This is a genomic window from Rubritalea sp., from assembly GCF_039830215.1.
In the GTDB taxonomy this organism is placed as follows: domain Bacteria; phylum Verrucomicrobiota; class Verrucomicrobiia; order Verrucomicrobiales; family Akkermansiaceae; genus Rubritalea.
The window spans coordinates 1-16,688 of record NZ_JBDOPO010000076.1 but is presented as its reverse complement, the minus strand read 5'-3'; the positions used below and the strand labels follow the sequence as shown (position 1 = coordinate 16,688).

16 protein-coding genes and 1 pseudogene are annotated in these 16,688 nt (G+C 48.4%); 10 read left to right on the top strand and 7 right to left on the bottom strand.

Going from position 1 to position 16,688, the window contains the following annotated elements; translation table 11 throughout:
* Nucleotides 1-573 (bottom strand): hypothetical protein (locus ABGY95_RS02460; protein ID WP_347440098.1); only part of this gene is annotated, 573 nt, incomplete at its 3' end.
* Nucleotides 574-1,596: 1,023 nt separating this feature from the next.
* The gene (locus ABGY95_RS02455; RefSeq protein ID WP_347440097.1) at nt 1,597-2,025 is read right to left on the bottom strand and encodes a S4 domain-containing protein; all 429 of its coding nucleotides are present in this window, start codon (nt 2,023-2,025) and stop codon (nt 1,597-1,599) included.
* A gap of 171 nt (nt 2,026-2,196) precedes the next feature.
* Between ABGY95_RS02455 and purE the strand changes: the two genes are divergently transcribed.
* The 4 genes from purE to ABGY95_RS02435 all read left to right on the top strand — a co-directional run bounded on the left by purE (nt 2,197) and on the right by ABGY95_RS02435 (nt 4,764).
* The gene (purE, locus tag ABGY95_RS02450) at nt 2,197-2,685 is read left to right on the top strand and encodes a 5-(carboxyamino)imidazole ribonucleotide mutase (RefSeq protein ID WP_347440096.1); all 489 of its coding nucleotides are present in this window, start codon (nt 2,197-2,199) and stop codon (nt 2,683-2,685) included.
* Between the two features lie 39 nt (nt 2,686-2,724).
* Nucleotides 2,725-3,879, top strand: a complete 1,155-nt coding sequence (locus tag ABGY95_RS02445; protein WP_347440095.1) for a 5-(carboxyamino)imidazole ribonucleotide synthase — start codon at nt 2,725-2,727, stop codon at nt 3,877-3,879.
* Nucleotides 3,880-3,959: 80 nt separating this feature from the next.
* A complete protein-coding gene (locus ABGY95_RS02440) occupies nt 3,960-4,343 on the top strand; it encodes a DUF2750 domain-containing protein (protein ID WP_347440094.1) in 384 nt (127 codons plus the stop codon).
* Nucleotides 4,344-4,470: 127 nt separating this feature from the next.
* On the top strand, nt 4,471-4,764 hold the full coding sequence (locus ABGY95_RS02435) for a hypothetical protein (RefSeq protein ID WP_347440093.1): 294 nt from the start codon (nt 4,471-4,473) through the stop codon (nt 4,762-4,764).
* A gap of 414 nt (nt 4,765-5,178) precedes the next feature.
* On the opposite strand, the gene metA is transcribed toward ABGY95_RS02435, so the two are convergent.
* A complete protein-coding gene (metA, locus tag ABGY95_RS02430; RefSeq protein WP_347440092.1) occupies nt 5,179-6,102 on the bottom strand; it encodes a homoserine O-succinyltransferase in 924 nt (307 codons plus the stop codon).
* Between the two features lie 365 nt (nt 6,103-6,467).
* On the opposite strand from metA, the gene ABGY95_RS02425 reads away from it, so the two are divergent.
* Nucleotides 6,468-6,602: a hypothetical protein gene (locus ABGY95_RS02425; RefSeq protein ID WP_347440091.1), complete on the top strand. Its 135-nt coding sequence runs from the start codon at nt 6,468-6,470 to the stop codon at nt 6,600-6,602.
* Nucleotides 6,603-7,050: 448 nt separating this feature from the next.
* On the opposite strand, the gene ABGY95_RS02420 is transcribed toward ABGY95_RS02425, so the two are convergent.
* Nucleotides 7,051-8,892 carry a protein kinase gene (locus ABGY95_RS02420; RefSeq protein WP_347440090.1) on the bottom strand — a complete coding sequence of 614 codons (1,842 nt, stop codon included), beginning with the start codon at nt 8,890-8,892 and terminating at the stop codon, nt 7,051-7,053.
* Nucleotides 8,893-8,978: 86 nt separating this feature from the next.
* A complete protein-coding gene (rdgB, locus tag ABGY95_RS02415) occupies nt 8,979-9,593 on the bottom strand; it encodes an RdgB/HAM1 family non-canonical purine NTP pyrophosphatase (RefSeq protein ID WP_347440089.1) in 615 nt (204 codons plus the stop codon).
* A gap of 49 nt (nt 9,594-9,642) precedes the next feature.
* Between rdgB and ABGY95_RS02410 the strand changes: the two genes are divergently transcribed.
* From ABGY95_RS02410 to ABGY95_RS02395, 4 genes and pseudogenes are all read left to right on the top strand, one after another.
* Complete coding sequence (locus tag ABGY95_RS02410; protein ID WP_347440087.1) at nt 9,643-10,098, top strand: thioredoxin domain-containing protein; 456 nt, start codon at nt 9,643-9,645, stop codon at nt 10,096-10,098.
* A 212-nt stretch (nt 10,099-10,310) separates the two neighbouring features.
* Nucleotides 10,311-10,451, top strand: a pseudogene (locus tag ABGY95_RS02405) (IS3 family transposase); the annotation flags it as partial.
* Between the two features lie 129 nt (nt 10,452-10,580).
* Nucleotides 10,581-11,486 carry a DMT family transporter gene (locus tag ABGY95_RS02400; protein ID WP_347440086.1) on the top strand — a complete coding sequence of 302 codons (906 nt, stop codon included), beginning with the start codon at nt 10,581-10,583 and terminating at the stop codon, nt 11,484-11,486.
* A 37-nt stretch (nt 11,487-11,523) separates the two neighbouring features.
* On the top strand, nt 11,524-11,817 hold the full coding sequence (locus ABGY95_RS02395) for a hypothetical protein (RefSeq protein ID WP_347440085.1): 294 nt from the start codon (nt 11,524-11,526) through the stop codon (nt 11,815-11,817).
* A gap of 340 nt (nt 11,818-12,157) precedes the next feature.
* Here ABGY95_RS02395 and ABGY95_RS02390 read toward each other — a convergent pair whose 3' ends face one another.
* Together ABGY95_RS02390 and ABGY95_RS02385 are read right to left on the bottom strand one after the other, a co-directional pair.
* Nucleotides 12,158-13,978, bottom strand: coding sequence for a sodium:solute symporter family protein (locus tag ABGY95_RS02390; RefSeq protein WP_347440084.1), 1,821 nt, complete (start codon nt 13,976-13,978; stop codon nt 12,158-12,160).
* 39 nt (nt 13,979-14,017) lie between these two features.
* Nucleotides 14,018-14,281, bottom strand: a complete 264-nt coding sequence (locus ABGY95_RS02385) for a DUF4212 domain-containing protein (RefSeq protein ID WP_347440083.1) — start codon at nt 14,279-14,281, stop codon at nt 14,018-14,020.
* A gap of 542 nt (nt 14,282-14,823) precedes the next feature.
* On the opposite strand from ABGY95_RS02385, the gene ABGY95_RS02380 reads away from it, so the two are divergent.
* Nucleotides 14,824-16,476 (top strand): AAA family ATPase, encoded by a 1,653-nt coding sequence (locus ABGY95_RS02380; RefSeq protein WP_347440082.1) that lies wholly within the window; start codon nt 14,824-14,826, stop codon nt 16,474-16,476.
* The last annotated feature ends 212 nt before the right edge of the window (nt 16,477-16,688 follow it).

The following is a 16,688-nucleotide window of genomic DNA, read 5'->3' as shown; positions in this document are numbered from 1 at the left end:
CTTCCTTTGTACAGCGTCATAACAGCGCAAAAGGATCTCTCGGATGTTGCGGTTCTGTTCTTTCCACCACTGATCGAGCATAGGCTGTAATGCAGAGAGATGTTTGGGAGCTAGTCTCTCTATGCATTTTATCAATAGATCTATGTTGGGTTCTAGAACCAACAATTGTGGGAGCTTCGTCGGATTGTGGCGTGAAATGAGTAACCCTAGAGAGTTTTGTGTGAGCCGGTAGAAACGTTTTCGAGCAAAGAACCCCAATTGTTCTTCGCCATCGAGCATAACAATCTTCTGGGAACAATTTTCTAACATTCCCCACTGTTTAGCTCCTAATTTGTTAGTTTCCTGATTCAAAAAAATTCTAAGAACTGAGTGACCAGAATCTTCTAAGCGTCGCTGGAATGCATCCATGAAGGTGGACTTTCCAGCGCCATGCGGTGCGACCAGAGAGGCTCGTTCCCTCAGGGTTACCCAACGCCCATCGATTTCCTCCCAACTACTTCCACTGAGTACAGGGTCAAAAGAGAGGATTTGTTCAACTCTGTGGGTGGAAAATGGATTGTCGCGAGCGAGCATAATTTCGTGTCCATTTTTAGCTGCTCACTAGCGCTTCAGCAAGTCCAACGTGAGCGCTTAAATGATGTAGAGAATATTTTTTTGAATTATGATGAATAAATCTGAATAGTACGCCGTCGAAACATGCGAACTCAAAAAATAACCTATGAAAAAATTAGTCTTGTCCCTAATCATTGCCGTATCCGCGATCTTTCTCACTCCGCAAAGCGCTGTGGCGAGTGGCTGTAACTCGCATCATAGTTACACCTATGTCAGCGGTCACACGAACTGCGGTTGCCCTATCTACACCAAGAGAGTGGTGCGCTACTACGACTGCCAGGGCCACCCTGTCTACGGTTACTACAGGCAGCCAGTGTCACATCGTTGTCGCCATCACCACTCGAGCCGGGGGCATTGTCATCCTAACAGCTACAGATCATCTCGAACTCCTAGATCAACCCAGTTCACGTATGTTAGTCAACGCGGCAGCGTGAGATTCACAAGTGGCCATCAGAGATATTCCTACAGAAAGTGCCGTTAAATTTATAGTCAAGGACAGTATGATTGTGCGGGAATCAGCAATGGCTCCCGCCTTTTTTGCCCACTACTCACGTCCACGAGATAGAGCTTTCGATATTGGCCAGTTAGAACTATCAAAAATAGCACATTACAGTCTAACGATGATGAAGAATTTCGGACAAATTGGGACAAATGTCCTAGTGCTCTAGCTCTAGTGAGGAGATTTATGCATCAGGTAACTTGTTGCTATATTGCTAAATAGCAGTGCGCGTATTTTACCTTTTCAAGCTGAAGAAAGAGATGACCAGGTCATCTCTTTCTTCAGCTCTTCATCGAGCTGTCGATCGGGCGAAGTCCAGAGCTGTGAGTATGAAGGAAATGAGAAGGGCGAGAGGCTTAATGCTAATCGTGCAATCTGTGAGATTAGTGGTAAAAAAGCTTTGTCCAAAACGGGTTTTCATCCCCCAAGGATTTTTCGATTCTTTAGCGGTGAAATGCTATCATCTGTGAACCCACTGAAGAGTTCTAGAGCTCTTCTTCCTGTTTGCGTTTGTAGGACTGCAGGCCTTTTTTCCAGTCGCGCATTTGCTTTTTAGTCATCCGTCCTTGGTCACCTTCTTTGCGCAGGAGACGGTTCTCACGATTGGCCGCGCGTTTTTCAGCGGCTTCCTTGAGAGTGTCCGCGCTGGTGTGGTCAGCGTAGGCAGCCTGGGCAATCGGGGCGCCGACGCGCTTGTCGTAGAGCCCAACGACTTCAATATGGCGTTTGTATAGCCCGTCGTGGGTTGGGACATCGAGGTGGTCGCCAATCTGTACTTTAGCGGAGGCTTTGACCGAAGCATTGGCGCGCTTCACTTTCCCATTGTTACAGGCAGCCGCAGCAAGAGTGCGAGTTTTGAACAGGCGCACAGCCCAGAGCCATTTGTCGATACGTACTGAAGTGATTTCGTCCACAAATCTTAAATTCTATAATATTGACAACAATAGCAAGGATACAAACTGGAGGGATTCATGACTAGAACATCATAAATGAGATGTAATGAATGGGTGATAGCACGAGCATATAAAAGGCGTGCAATTTTCGGAGGTAAGGGTAGTCTGCCGACTCAATAACGCACACAGCAAATGGCAGATAAAAAAGTAGCAATCGTGATGGGAAGTAACTCGGACTGGCCGACAATGAAGTTGGCAGCTGAGGCATTGGATAAGTTTGGAATCGGTTACGAAGCTAGCGTTGTCAGTGCGCATCGCACGCCGCAGGGGATGTATGAATTTGCTGAGAATGCTGAAGCAAATGGTTTTGAAATCATCATCGCTGGTGCAGGTGGAGCAGCGCACCTGCCTGGCATGATCGCAGCGATCACCACACTCCCAGTGCTTGGTTGCCCAGTGAAGTCTAGCGCTCTCAACGGCCAGGACTCACTTCTTTCTATCGTGCAGATGCCAAAGGGCATTCCAGTAGCAACATTCGCTATCGGACCAGCAGGTGCAGGCAATGCAGGACTTTTTGCTGTGAGCGTCCTTGCCGGCAAAGACCCTGAGCTAGCAACTAAGCTCAAGGCTTACCGCCAGGAAATGGTGGAGATGGTGGCTGAGATGAAGCTAGAAGACTAACTCACATTTTCTAATAACCACTAACGAATAACCATCATTATGTCTGACCAAGTATTTCTTCCTGGCTCTAGCATCGGTGTCCTAGGCTCTGGCCAGCTAGCGCGCATGATGTCGCAGGCTGCCTTACCGCTCGGTTACAAGGTGGTGGCGTGGTCTGGTGGTGCTGACAGCTCCGCGGTGAATCGCGAAGTCGACTTGGTCATTGATGGTTCATACGACGACGACGCTGCCAAGGCGAAATTCCTTGAGATGGTAGATGTGGTGACCGTGGAGACCGAGAGTCTTCCTCCAGCACTCTTGCAGGATGTGGCTTCCAAGGTTGAGCTTCGCCCGAATGCACTGGCAGTAAAAATCGCAGGCAACCGCGAGCTCGAACGTGGCTTTCTCAAATCGATCGATGCGGCTCAGACTGAGTTTCGTGTGGTAGATACTCCTGAGCAGTTAGAGGCCGCCTTTCACGATCTCGACGGCAATTGCGTCGCCAAGACGGCAACTGATGGATATGACGGCAAAGGCCAGTGGAGGCTCAAGAGCGTAGAAGATCTAGAGAACTGCAAATCTGACTGGAATGGCGCATGCCGCCTTGTCGTTGAAGGATTTATTCCATTCATCATGGAATGTTCCGTGGTTGTTGCCCGTAATTCTTCGGGTGAAGTGAAGGCGTTTCCTCTCGTGGAAAACATCCATCGCCACCACGTGCTCGATGTTTCAATTTTGCCTGGTCGTGTCGATGCTGCAGTTGCGGAGCGCGCTAAGGAACTTTCTGAGAAAGTAGTCCAAGGGCTCGACTACATCGGCATTTTAGCCGTTGAACTTTTCGTATTAGAAAATGGTGATGTGTTAGTGAATGAGATCGCTCCACGCCCACACAACTCAGGCCACGTCACTAATGATGGCTGTGTGACCTCGCAGTTCGAGCAACATGTGCGCGCCATCTGTGGACTACCACTCGGCGACACCCGCCCACATGGTACGACTGTGATGGTGAACCTTCTGAGTGATATTTGGAAAAGCGACAAAGAGGCGTTTGAGCGCCCTGAAATAGCAGCACTCAACAGTGCGAAATGGCACTTCTACGAAAAGGAATGGAAGGCTGGTCGGCGCAAGCTTGGCCACGTGAATTTCGTGGCACCAACGCTGGATGAAGCATTGGCTGAGAGCGAGAAGCTCCGAGCTATACTCTTCGAAGGATAAGCAAAATGTTCAAAACGCCGCGTGGTTGATTCCACTCGGCGTTTTTTACTAAAAGTAACCAACCCCACATTAGAATTCAGATGAATAACGCAAAGGTAGAAGACTTATCAAAAATGTCAGCGGCAGATCGTTTTCAGTATTTTGTGAAAAAGGTGGCAGCTTGCGAAACCGTGTGGGGGCTTCAAGCTGATGATTGGGCTTTTAGTAATACAAATGAGGGAGGCATGATCCTACCATTTTGGCCAGAGAGGGAACTGGCTGAATGCTGTGCGATGGGTCTCTGGGATAGCTATACTGTGACACCAATCAAGTTGAGTGACTTCATGAGTCTATGGTTGCCAGGTATGCACGCAGATGAGGTTAAAGTCGGTTTTTTCATGACTCCAGATGACAAGGTTGGGGTTCAGGATCCAGTAAAGTTAATGGCAGACCTTGAAGATGAGCTAAGAATCTTGAATAGCTGATTCAGCCAGCCCATCTCGGCCTCTTTCGGAGGTGTGAGTGAATCAATCAATTAACAATATTACCTCGATTTACTTGAGGTAAGGGCGTGTGCTTTTAGCTTACCTTTGGAGAAACTCACTGACTTGAGTGATATGGCTATATGGGGGGCTTCTATTCTACGCTCGGACCGCTCACAAAAAGTGGCAAGTCTCAGCCAAAGTCACTGAAGCCCGCCGCTACTGGCTAATCTTTATGCATGCAGGAACGGATGTGAATGATGCTGAATTCTACAAGGACTTGAGCAAAGCCAACTCAGCTGTGGTCGAGTTGCCCAATAAGTTTGACGCTAGCTACAGGTTTGTTGGCAACGATGGATCTCGCTTTATCTTCGAAACCGATCTCTATGCTCCTACTGGCAGGATCATGACACTGAATGCCTAGCAAGCAGCCAAAGCCCCCACGTCCATAGCTCTGCCATGGAAGGAACTTATTGCTCAAAGTAAAGACGCCCTGAGAGGTGCCAGATTGAAGGAACTCAATATGAATCCTGAATTGGATCAGCTTAAACAGTAATTCCAACCGTTTTTTACGGCAGTTTTTGGGCTGTGTTTATACTGGTTTACGTGAGAGCTCTCGGCAGCTATCTATGTAGTAGCGACTAATCAGTGGTGAGTAGCTAACATGAAAAACCCAGAGAGCGAAAGATCGCGAGGTGCTGATTAGTAACCCAATGCTAGCCACTTAGTACTCCATTAGGGGACGGTAGATTCTTAATCTAAGTATTATCGCGTAGTATGCTATGAAATCAATAAAAGAGGCTGAAAGTGCTCTTCTATACTACTGCAACTTCTTGAGCTAAGTCCTATCTTTGATCTGTGTGAGATCAAAGGGGGTGTCTTGGTAGAGCTCGTTGATGAAGTTGTTGAAAAGGAGGAATGCGTATGGGCGCCAACGGTTGATCGGCTCTTGGGATTCGTCATTGTTAGGGTAGTAGTTCTCCGGCATGAGGGTGTCTTCTCCGGCTTCTCTGTCTCGCGTGTATTCCTGACCGAGGGTGTCGGCGTCGTACTCGAGGTGGTTGAGGATAAAGAGGTCTCCGCTGCGTGAGCAGCGCGCCATAGCTACGCCCGATTCCTCAGATTTGGCGAGCACCTCAAGACCTGCTGACTCGATATCATCTGCTCGGTTAGCGGTGAAGCGAGAGACCGGCATTGGGAAGCGGTCGATGAATCCCTGCATCAGACGGGCACCAGATTTTTGCTGCAGGTTGTGGTCGTAAATGCCGAAGATTTTTGCGTCCATCTGGAATTTTTCGATTCCGTAGATCACCTTCATCAGAGCTTGGGCTCCCCAGCAGATACCGAGACGACGGAAGACGTGTGTTTTGGACCACTCGATGATTTCTGTGAGTTCTTTCCAGTATTTGACGTCTTCGAATGGGAGGGTCTCTATCGGTGCGCCAGTGACGATGAGGGCATCGAAGTGCTCGTCGCGGATGTTGTCGAGTGTGCGATAGAACTCGATGAGGTGTTCTTGGGCCACGTTGCGGGGCGAATAGCTCGCAGTGGTCATGAGAGTGAGCTCTACTTGGAGAGGTGAGGCGCCCAACAGGCGGGCGTACTGGATCTCAGTTTGCGCTTTTTTGGGCATAAGATTTAGCAGCACCACCTTCATCGGGCGGATGTCCTGTCGTGAGGCTGAAGAGCTATCGATGAGATCGACATCTTCTGAGCGAAGAGTCTCTCTGGCAGGGAGCGTGTCTGGAATCTTGATTGGCATGGAAGCGCGTGTTCTTAGGGAGTAAATACACTGCCACGCCGAGAAATCCAGTGAGGTTTTTTGTGTATGGGGTAGAGTGGCGTGAATAATAGTGTAATCGACTTATAGTGAATGGTCTATGTTGCTTTTCTCTGGAGTCAGTATTTGTTGGCTGTGTGGTTCGGTAGAGCGAAGTAAACGAGAGATATGAGGTGGGAATAGCGCGTATGGGCGTTACGGTAGGGGCTATATGTATTTGCTTTCCTTTTTTAGTTCTGGCGAAATTTAAGTTCGCTAACATAGGTGAAGGGGCTCCACTTGATGAGCCTTCAACTTCTTGGTGGTTGCCCAGGCTGTGGAGTCGCTGGTCTTATTCTCTAGCTTGCATGAATAACATCGTTCAAACATTTTTCTTCGCCTTGTGCCTGCTTGATGTCGATAGCGGCGTTTACCTCTGCTGCGCTTCCATTCTTTTCTTACGTAAGCTCGAGCAGGCAGTAGAGATAGTGAATCAAGGCTAATGGAAACTGATTCAAGTAGAAGGTCTTCGAGACATATTGGGCAAAATCGGCTCAGACCTCAGCGAGTTTAGCGTCGACGCCAAGGCGAACTCGGAAAAAATCCAAGAGCCCAATAAGCTGCTTACAGTGTGGGAAAAAGGCACTATCGAGTGGCTCTGGCAAGAAGGTAAAGGATACATGCTAAAAGCGCTTTTAGTGAAACCAAAAGTGTTGCGATGCCAAAGAGGTGATGTAAATCGCTTGGAGCGAAGTAACCTATTTTCATTAGTAGGGGTAGCATTGCCGCTCGTGCACAGACCCGAGAGCCATTTTTATGCGGTGGGCATTTCTAAACCACCTAAAAAGGCGAAAGCTTAGGAGGGACGAGCACGATAAAATTGGTTCGATGTCAGAAGCTCCAAGTCTCATCTTGGCCGCAAAAGGTTACAAGAGAGGCTATAACGTTGCCCTATTCTACGATGAGAGCATTGAGCGAGAGACCAGACGAATCCTTGGTCTCCACGTTAAGTGCTGTGAGTTCTATAAGGAAGATCTCGTGGTCTTTGAGTTGCTCTTCGGTGAGTTTGTAGCTGGTGGCAAAAGATACGTTCTTTTTATCATCTCGATAAACGTATTCTTTGGCCAGGTCAGTCTTTCCATCTTCTGAGGTAATACGTATTTTAGCATCACAGCCCCATGTGGTGAAGTGGAACTTGAGTGTTATTGAAGGGGGGCAGAATTTTGTTTTCAATCTGATTTTACAGCCATCACCATTCGTTGGGGTTTTCACGAAGAAGTTTGGGCTTAGTTTCTTTTTGTTAGGTTTAGTGAAAATGAGGTTACTAACATTTTTGGGTTCAAAAGACGACGTGCCAATTGGGAAAATCCTTTTTTTAATGATGATGCGACCGTTTGACTTTTCATGACTATCATCAAGAGGTGAACGAAACACCCACCAGTCGTTTTTTTCTTTATTAGGTAAATCACATCCATCTCTAGAATGTCCATCGGCTACATCATTGCTGTAGAATGTGGGTATGTTAGCTCGCTCGTTGGAGGATTCGAGCGCCGCATTGAGAGGCTTACCATCAGGTATCTCTTCGTAGAGTGAGTCAGAGTCGTCTTTTGGAAGTATGGCTGCTAGGATAACTCCAGTTATGATGAGTAAGGGGAGGGTTACGGCGAGGATGAGTTTTTTCTTATTCTTGGTCTTTGGTGCTTCGTCAATGGCAGGAATTTTCCCGACATTGGTTGTAGCGACGTTTGGGGCGGGAGATTGTGCAGCTGGAGGAGGTGATGTTGAAGGTTTTCTAACAGGGCTAGCAGCGACTGGAGGTGAAGCTATAGAGCTCTTAGTCACAGCGACAGGCGCTTTGGCCTGTGCCTTTACTGGTTGAGCTTGGCGTGCGGGTTGAGCAGTTCTTTTGAGAAGAATGGGGGCAGCCGTAGGAGGTTTTTTAGTAATGGCTCCCGCCGGAGCAGCGGGCTTCTTGGGGGAAAGTTTCGGCAGGGTCTTTAATGCTGCTGCTGCTGATTGCGGACGTTTAGCTATATCCGGATTGGTGAGGGTGCTGATCCAATTGACAAATGCTGGAGAGATGTCCTTTAGGTAAGTAGCGAGTGGCGGCAAGGCTCCAGACTGATGGAGCACTTTAACTTCATCGATAGGTTTGTGGGCAAATGGATGGCCGCCAATGAGGCTTAGATAGATCAAGTGGCCTAGCATGTAGCAATCTGAGACTTCGGTCGCTGGTTCTCCTTCGAAAAGCTCTGGAGCTAATAAAGCAGGATCAGCCATCATGGCGTAGCTGGAGTCAGCTCCTTGAATCAAAGGCGCTAGTCGCGACAGGCCCATGTCCATGATGATGTAGCGATGGCCTCCGCGCGCGCGTTCGACAAGCATAATGGAGCCAGCGGTGAGAGCCCCATGGATGAAGCCCGCTTCGTGCGATAAAGCAAGAGCATCGAGCAACTGACTGGCCATTTCGTGAGCCTCATATTGGTCCAGATGAGTTTTGGTGATAAACTCAGATAGGCGTTTTCCTTCAAGCAGCCGCGCCACAAGAAATGCTCCATCTTCGTCTACTCCTGCATCGAGAACCGTGAGGAGATTAGGGTTTTGGAGGTTTCCCAAATTTTGAGCAATCGCTACGAATTCTTTCTCCCAACCGGCTGATGATGTGTCGCCTCCCGCAGAATAGAATCGGCGAACTGCGACAGTTCTTTTGAGTTGAGTGTCCTCAGCCGCATAGACACCGCCAGTGCGACCTTTTCCCATGAGGGAGTTGATTTCGTATCTTTCTTCGTCCATGTGGTAAAAGTCAAGCAACAGTTGAGCTTTAGAGTTAATAGACTATAGCTATTTCAAAGCAACCATCGAGTGTCTTATGCCATAAATTAGAGGTTTTCAGTTATCCACGGTAGTGCCGCTTCCAGTGCTCTGGAGCGATGACTGAGTTGATTTTTTGTGGTACTAGGGAGTTGGGCGAAAGTCTGATCGTGTCCATCGGGTATAAAAAGGGGATCGTAGCCAAATCCTGCATCGCCACTCAGGGAGTCGGTGATGCACCCTTCCACAGCACCAGAAAAATGGGCTTGGCGCTCACCATTTTTTGCCAACACGATAACGCAACGGAAGCGAGCGGACCGATTGTTGTCCTTAGGCCGTTTCGCGAGCTCTGCTAATAGTTTTGCGTTATTTGCTGAATCATTGCCCTCATCCCCAGCATAACGGGAGGAATATACCCCAGGAGCTCCACCTAGGGTATCGACCTCGAGGCCCGAGTCATCCGATAGCACCCATTGGTCAGTGAGCTTGCTTATTTCAACGGCTTTGAGTGTGGCATTGTCTAGAAAAGTGGTGCCCGTCTCATTGACCTTAGGGAAATCTTTTCCAACCAAGTCATCGACCACATAGTTACCGCCGAGAATATCTCTAATCTCCTCAGTTTTATGGGAATTACCTGTGGCGATAAGGATAGCAGTCGGTTTGTTCATATTGTCTTTTTGCATTTTATTTCAGAGTTGGGAATAAAATACTCTGCTCGTACCGCTAATGTTTATGGTGAGTATAAAAAATATATTTCTGAGCGCTCTTGTGACCTTAGTTGTCACGGCTACTAGCCTGTTTGCAGGTGAAGGGTGGGTCGCTGACATCGACGAGGCGAAGAAGCTGAGTAAGAAAGAAAATAAACCTCTTTTTGTCGAGTTCACAGGCTCTGACTGGTGTCCTCCATGCATCATGATGGAGAAAGAAGTATTCTCAAAAGAGGCATTCAAATCCGGAGCTCAGAAAGACTTTATCCTTGTGAAAATCGATATTCCGAATGGCGACAAAAAGCTGAAGAAAAAAAACCAGAAAGTACTACAAAAATATAATGTTTCTGGTGTCCCGACTATTTTATTGTTAGATTCTGAGGGTGTAGAATTTTCCCGCTTCACAGCGTCCCAGTTTAACTCAGTAGAGAAGATGTTAAGTGAGTTGAAACGTCAGCTTCGGATTAAGAATATGTTCTAGGAATTTTATTGTGTAGTAGCGTAGTTGAGAAAGGTGTGCATCGGTAGTGCACGCCTTTCTTATTTCTTAGCATAAAGCATGAGGTTTTTAGAAAATTCGAAAGCTCCATCCGGAGGTAACAACTTTTTCCAGGAATGTTGCTAATCTAACAGATGTGGTATGGCTGTTTCTCGTTTCTCAAACGATAATAACTGCCTGGAAGTGGATATGTAGAAACGAGGGCAAGAGCGGAAGAAAAGCACTTCGAGCATATCGAGCGATTTCATAACACATGCCGAAGGCACTCGACACTGGGAAATATTTCACCTCACGAATTCATAACTCAACACAATCTACTCGCTCTAACCACCTAAACATTCTAACCTTCCACTTGGTGCACCACTTGGTCGAAAGCCATGGGTAACACCATTGCTTTTATCGAAGAAACTCGATGCACTATTGCTTCTTGCTTCTGAGGAAAGGAAGGGTGAGTTTGGCTGGAGATGAAGCGCTCACCTTATTTTGTTTTCCTCCCAGTCTTGCTCTGCGCATTGCTCTGGGGCAGCGCGTTTCCTACTATCAAGATGGTGTACAAGCATTGGGCAGAGTCGGGAGTTGAGGTGAACATCTTCGACCGTTGGTTGTTTGCTGGTGTGCGTTTTACTCTAGCGGGTTTAGGGCTTTTGCTGATAGCTAAAAAACCGTGGGTTGAATGGCAGTCGACTCCTAAAAAATGGGTGGCTCTGCTAGCGGTAAGCCAAACTTTCCTGCAGTACCTTTTCTTTTATTTAGGGCTCTCGCTTTCTAGCGGAAGCCTTACGGCACTGATGGCATCGACGGGGAGTTTCTGGTGGATGATTCTGGCTCCCGTAATGCTAGGCACTGCCTGGCCTGAGCTGAGGCAGTGGTTAATTTTGATCGTTGGAGCAATCGGCGTGGTACTAGCTGTCTATGCTCCTGGGGCCGGAGCTGGGGACCCCCTGCTAGGAGCTATGTGCATCATGCTAGCAAGCTTCTTTGGTTCGATCGGTATAGTTGTGGTGTCAAAGGTGAAAGCGACGATGGGATCACGTGCAGCTACCGGCTTTGCTCTTTTTCTGGGAGGCGTGTGCTTGTGTCTAGTGGCTGCCCCAGCATGGAGGCATATTTCTGAACTCTTTGATGGTTATGTCATTGTTGTGACTGCTTGGCTGGCTTTGGTTTCAGCTCTAGCATTCGCGGTTTGGAACCACCTTTCTACTCAATACCCGGTTCCTTTGCTAGCAAGTTGTCGTTTTCTTATTCCGGTATCCGGAGTTCTCCAGTCACTTATCTTTCTGACGGGTGAGTCAGCTGGGTGGGGCCTAGTGGTCGGCGGACTCTTGGTGATAGGTTCCATGCTGGTGGCGACCTGGATGAAGCGCGATTGATGTTGATTTTTGTGCTCTAAATACTGACAATCGCAGCATGGCTGGACACGAGCGACACGATTGGACTGAGGAGACGGAAGAAGGAACACGGGTATACAAGGCGGTGTTCTTTGCTAGAGAGTGGCGCTTTGCGACTTCGATGAAAGGCTCGCGTCGTCAGCCGGTTGACTGGAGGGATATTCACGATGTGACTCCAGAGCTCTGGCAGACTCTGCGTGACATCCTCTTCCGTAAGTACCAGCGCAAGCGCTGCCCATGGAAATTTATCGAAGATATCGATAAGAAGCTCGGACGTGAGATTGACGATATCAAGCAAAACCGTGGTAAGTAGTCCATCTCGGTGTATCAAAGGTCACAGCTAGCTGAGTAAGTTACTTATTTGGCCTGGAGGCCCTTTTTTGCCGTAAATTCTGAGGGTGAGTTCTGGACTGCGTGTGGTTTAGCTCTTCTTTGTGGCCGCGGCTGCTCGAAGATCGTGGATGCGATTCATTGATCAAGCTGAGAGCTTTGCCGAAACGGAACAATCACCCAAGCTTCCGACTTTCTGACCTGCTGCAACTACATCACCCACCTTGTAGTCTAACTTGTGGGGGCGCCCCAAGGGTTGAAACTGAAAGACCCAAAAAGCCGTGCTAGTCATCGACTTGCACGGCTTTATTGATGTATAATAGTTAGTGAGATGCTTCCCCAGCCCCTGACGGGATGTGGATCGACTCGACCATCTCTTGCACCTCTTTAGGTGGCGCTGGTGTGAAGCTTGTTATCACGATGGTTACAAGGAAGTTCACCAACATGCCTACGAATCCAATACCAGCTGGGCTGATGCCGAGTAGGAGTTGGTCCTTAGGCCCGTCGAGAAATTGGAAGTACACGATATAGCCTATGGTGAAACCTATGCCACAGATCATACCAGTAATAGCTCCCTGTTTGTTTACGCGCTTGAAGAAGATGCCCATGAGCAATGTTGGGAAGAAGGATGAAGCTGCTAGGCCGAAGGCCAAGGCTACGGTTTCAGCGATGAATTCCGACGGTGGGTTGATACCGAACCATGCTGCCACTGAGAGTGCGGCAAAGGATGCCATACGAGCGTAACGTACTTCTTCTTTATCGCTGAGGTCGGGTTTGATGATTTTCTTCATCAAATCGTGTGAGATCGAGGTGGAAAGCACCAAGAGTAATCCAGCTGCGGTGGAGAGCGCAGCAGCGATACAACCAGCCATCAACAAGGCAATCACCCACTTTGGCAGGCCAGCCATCTGCGGGTTGGCCATCACCATGATGTCTTTACCAAACCAGAGCTCATTCGGGTTAGAGGTGTCGGCTTTTACTGAGAGCAAACGCTCACCATGTTTGCCAATAAGCTGGTCGTCAGGCGAATCTGCTGGAGGGTATGTCGGCTTCTTCGCGAGGAATACATTGTTGCTGTTGGCTTCAGATTTGCCAGGACCGCAGTATTGAATCTTGCCGTCTCCATTTTTGTCGACCCATGCCATTTGACCGGTCTTCTCAAAATCGGCGAGCCATGTTGGAGCTTCATTATAGGAAGTGTTGTTAAGTGACTCGATCAGGTTGACTCGAGCAAATGCTCCAATAGTAGGAGCGGTGAGATAAATCACGGCAATGAATAGAAGGGTCCAACAAGCGGACTTTCGCACGGCCTTTACGTTTTTCACGGTAAAGAATCGGACGATAACGTGGGGGAGGCCAGCGGTTCCAAACATCAGAGCTGCAGTGACACAGAACATGTCGATGGTGCTCATCTTTCCTTCAGTATAACGGCTGAATCCTAGGTCTTCGTTGATAGTGTCGAGTTTTTCAAGGAATGGGACAGGGTCGCCAGCTCCTGCAGTGTAGTCACCAATTAGTCCAAACTGTGGGATCACGTTGTTAGTCATTGCGATGGCAATGAAAATAGCAGGGATGGTGTAGGCAAATGCCATGACACAGTACTGAGCCACTTGGGTGTAGGTGATGCCTTTCATGCCGCCGAGGCCGGCATAGAAGAAGACTATAGAACCACCAATGATCACTCCCTTAGCAAGAGATATCCCAAAAAGCTGAGAGAACACAACTCCCACACCATTCATCTGCCCCATGATGTAAGTCATACAGATGAAGATTGCACAGACCACGGCAACACCGCGGGCGAATTTCGAAGAAAAGCGGTCGCCAATGAAATCAGGTACTGTCGCTTTGCCAAACTTTCGAAGGTAAGGTACCATCAGCACAGTGAGGAGCACGAAGCCGCCAGTCCATCCCATGAGGAAGCGTGAGGCGTCATAGCCGGATGCAGCAATACCTCCGGCCATCGAGATGAAGGTGGCTGCGGACATCCAGTCGGCAGCTGTGGCCATGCCGTTGGCTAGTGGCGAAACTCCACCACCAGCGGTATAGTATTCCTTGGTCGATCCAGCCCTGGAACGCAGGGCGATGGTTACGTAGATGGCAAAGGTGATGCCGATGAAAATAAAGTTAAGTAGGTCTTGGCTCATCTGATAGAAAAGTTGAAATAATTACTTCTGTCCTAAAGATTACTCTTCAGAGTACCCGTGTTGATTATCGAGCCTGTTCATTTGCCAAGCATAGACGACGAGAATGATAAGGAAACAAATGATGGATCCTTGCTGGGCCATCCAGAAGCCGAATGGAGCAGTGCCAACGTTAGGAGCATTGGCGTCTAACCAGTACCGGAAGAGCACTCCGCAGCCGAGGCTCACAGTAAACCAGACGGCTAATAGGATGAGGACGAGGCGAAGGCAGGCGCGCCGGTGGGCATGAGAAGAATCAGATTTCATAGAGTTTGGTGTGAAAGATTCGTATTCCTAGGAGTTGGATGAGCGGATGACAAGAAGGGAAACTGTCCTATTTAATATACATGCAAGATTTTTAGACGAATTTAGGCGGGCATGGAGGGACTTTTTCTGAAAACTTGGATTTAAACAGGGAGTTTTAACAACGAATTAGATCCGCGCATTGCTATGTTTGAGCGCCGCTATCCTTGAAGCGTGGCTCTAGGGCGGATGATCCGTGTACTAGGTAGTGGGGGTGTAGAGCCGCGTGAGAGCTCTGGAAGCCACCGCAATAGTTGCAGTGCTATTTGTATTTCATAGTATTTTAGGAGGTTTAGACCATGCCCTGTTGAGCTTAACCATCTCTGTAATTACTGGGCTCACCCGTAAAATTGAAAATGCGTCTAGAATGTGATTATCTAATTGCAATTGGGCCATAGGGGCGAAATGTGTTTTTTCTTAAGAGAATAAGCAAAGAGTGGGCTTGCAAATCTTCTTCTAGATTATAGTTGCCTGATGGGGGGAAGGTCGGTGAGTCTATTTGGGTGATGGAACTTCCTAGTTGGTCAAAAGAAGTGATAGCGTCCTACGAAAGCGGGACGGCTGGGTGCTTCGTGTTACATGGGAATGTGCACGATAGCGTGATGTTGGGTCACGGTGGGAGGAAGCAACAGCTGGGGAACCTAGGAGATTTTCTACAGGAAAGTTTACTGCCAAAGTTTGATGTCGTGTTGAGCTACGATCTTGGGTTTGGTATGCGAGTAGAGCGTGGCGGGGAGATATTTAAAAAGTGGCCATCACTGGCTGAGACTCCGGATATTCCGCACCAGCCTTTACTGGCGATTCGGCTGCTGACTCATTATATGCAGTATTGTAGGAACCTGAAAATCATGGGGCGTGAGGCTCCACGAGTGGCGGTAGTGGTGAAGCAAGCGCATTTGGTTTGTCCAGCATTACCGAATTTGCTCAACTACGATTTGAGCTCAATGGCATCGCTCCTGCGCGGCTGGGCCGCTGAGGCTAAATTGCCAGAATTTGGCCAGGCTGCCTTTTTGATTTCAGAGAATCTCAACGGGCTTCACCCTTTGGTGTCTGAGAGTAGCCGGGTCTGTGCGGTCGATATACCACTGCCGGATAAGCATGCGATCCTCACAACTCTTGAGCATCTTCAGCCAGACTGTGTGAGTGCGCTGTCAAACTACGATGGAAAGCTAGAACAAGTGGCTGAGCGCTTGGTCGGGGCGACTTTGATGTCGGTGGAGCGATTGTTGCGCCGCAGTAGCTATGATGGACAAGCTCTCGATACCAAGAGTCTAGCAAAACTCAAGAAGCAGTTGGTAGAGCGCGACTGCAAGGGCTTGATCGATTTTGTCGAACCTGATCACAGCTTGGAGGACATTGTGGGGCTAGATGGGGTTAGGAAGTGGTTGCGGCAGGATATCTCATTGTGGCACCAAGGTGAGTTGGAGGCCATGCCTATGGGGTACCTGTTTTGTGGTCCAGTGGGTACAGGTAAAACTTACTTAGCCGAATGCTTAGCTGGTGAGGCGGGAGTGCCCGTAGTTACGATGCGTAACTTCCGAGACAAGTGGGTGGGCTCAACTGAGGCAAACCTTGAAAAGATCTTCACCTTGCTCCACGCTTTGGGGCGGTGCATCGTTTTTATTGACGAGGCGGACCAAGCATTAGGTAAGCGTGATAGCGGCTCTGGTGACTCGGGGGTTTCTTCTCGCGTGTATTCTATGATGGCCAAGGAAATGTCGAATACTCGAAATCGAGGCAAGGTCATGTGGGTGCTAGCCTCGAGCCGACCAGATTTGATAGAGGTGGATCTCAAGCGCCCGGGACGCATCGATGTGAAAATACCGTTGTTCCCATCGCTTAGCTCCGAGGAGGGTTTCTCTCTTATTAAAGCCTTGTGCAAGCGTAAGGGTGTGATGTTGAATCCTTCTGACTATAAAGAATTTGAGAGTGTGGTGCCAGTGCTGCTGACTCCTGGAGCCGCTGAAACTCTTGCGGTGAAAGCATACCGAGTGAAAAAGACCGAAAGCCTCTCGGATAAAGATGCGCTACTGGCGTGCCTGGGAGAGTATAGAGCGCCGATTGCGCTAGAGACTTTGCAGTTTCAAATGAGAATTGCGGCAGATGAAGCAACCGCTGCGAGCCTCATTCCTGCTGAAGTAGAAGAGATGTTCAAATAGTATTTCCAACTAGCGAACGGGCTATTTTTGTGTGGAATCGGGTGCTTTAAACGGGAATTTTGATAGATTATCTAAAGAAAAATGCATTTTTTTTATTCTTCTAGAAAGTCCGTGGAAGCATTGATCCTCCGAGGATTAGTGCGTTTAATATAGAAGGTCGGCTGTGGGATTGAACCTCATCACCTCAAAAAAAGATTTGCGCGATACACTAG

Bases quoted from the DNA above. Each gene is read 5' to 3' on its own strand.
- rdgB (WP_347440089.1), bottom strand. From the start codon at position 9,593: ATGCAAAAAGACAATATGAACAAACCGACTGCTATCCTTATCGCCACA.
- metA (WP_347440092.1), bottom strand. From the start codon at position 6,102: ATGCCAATCAAGATTCCAGACACGCTCCCTGCCAGAGAGACTCTTCGC.
- ABGY95_RS02425 (WP_347440091.1), top strand. From the start codon at position 6,468: ATGAATAACATCGTTCAAACATTTTTCTTCGCCTTGTGCCTGCTTGAT.
- purE (WP_347440096.1), top strand. From the start codon at position 2,197: ATGGCAGATAAAAAAGTAGCAATCGTGATGGGAAGTAACTCGGACTGG.
- ABGY95_RS02420 (WP_347440090.1), bottom strand. From the start codon at position 8,892: ATGGACGAAGAAAGATACGAAATCAACTCCCTCATGGGAAAAGGTCGC.
- ABGY95_RS02385 (WP_347440083.1), bottom strand. From the start codon at position 14,281: ATGAAATCTGATTCTTCTCATGCCCACCGGCGCGCCTGCCTTCGCCTC.
- ABGY95_RS02390 (WP_347440084.1), bottom strand. From the start codon at position 13,978: ATGAGCCAAGACCTACTTAACTTTATTTTCATCGGCATCACCTTTGCC.
- ABGY95_RS02395 (WP_347440085.1), top strand. From the start codon at position 11,524: ATGGCTGGACACGAGCGACACGATTGGACTGAGGAGACGGAAGAAGGA.
- ABGY95_RS02400 (WP_347440086.1), top strand. From the start codon at position 10,581: ATGAAGCGCTCACCTTATTTTGTTTTCCTCCCAGTCTTGCTCTGCGCA.
- ABGY95_RS02410 (WP_347440087.1), top strand. From the start codon at position 9,643: ATGGTGAGTATAAAAAATATATTTCTGAGCGCTCTTGTGACCTTAGTT.
- ABGY95_RS02380 (WP_347440082.1), top strand. From the start codon at position 14,824: ATGGAACTTCCTAGTTGGTCAAAAGAAGTGATAGCGTCCTACGAAAGC.
- ABGY95_RS02445 (WP_347440095.1), top strand. From the start codon at position 2,725: ATGTCTGACCAAGTATTTCTTCCTGGCTCTAGCATCGGTGTCCTAGGC.
- ABGY95_RS02440 (WP_347440094.1), top strand. From the start codon at position 3,960: ATGAATAACGCAAAGGTAGAAGACTTATCAAAAATGTCAGCGGCAGAT.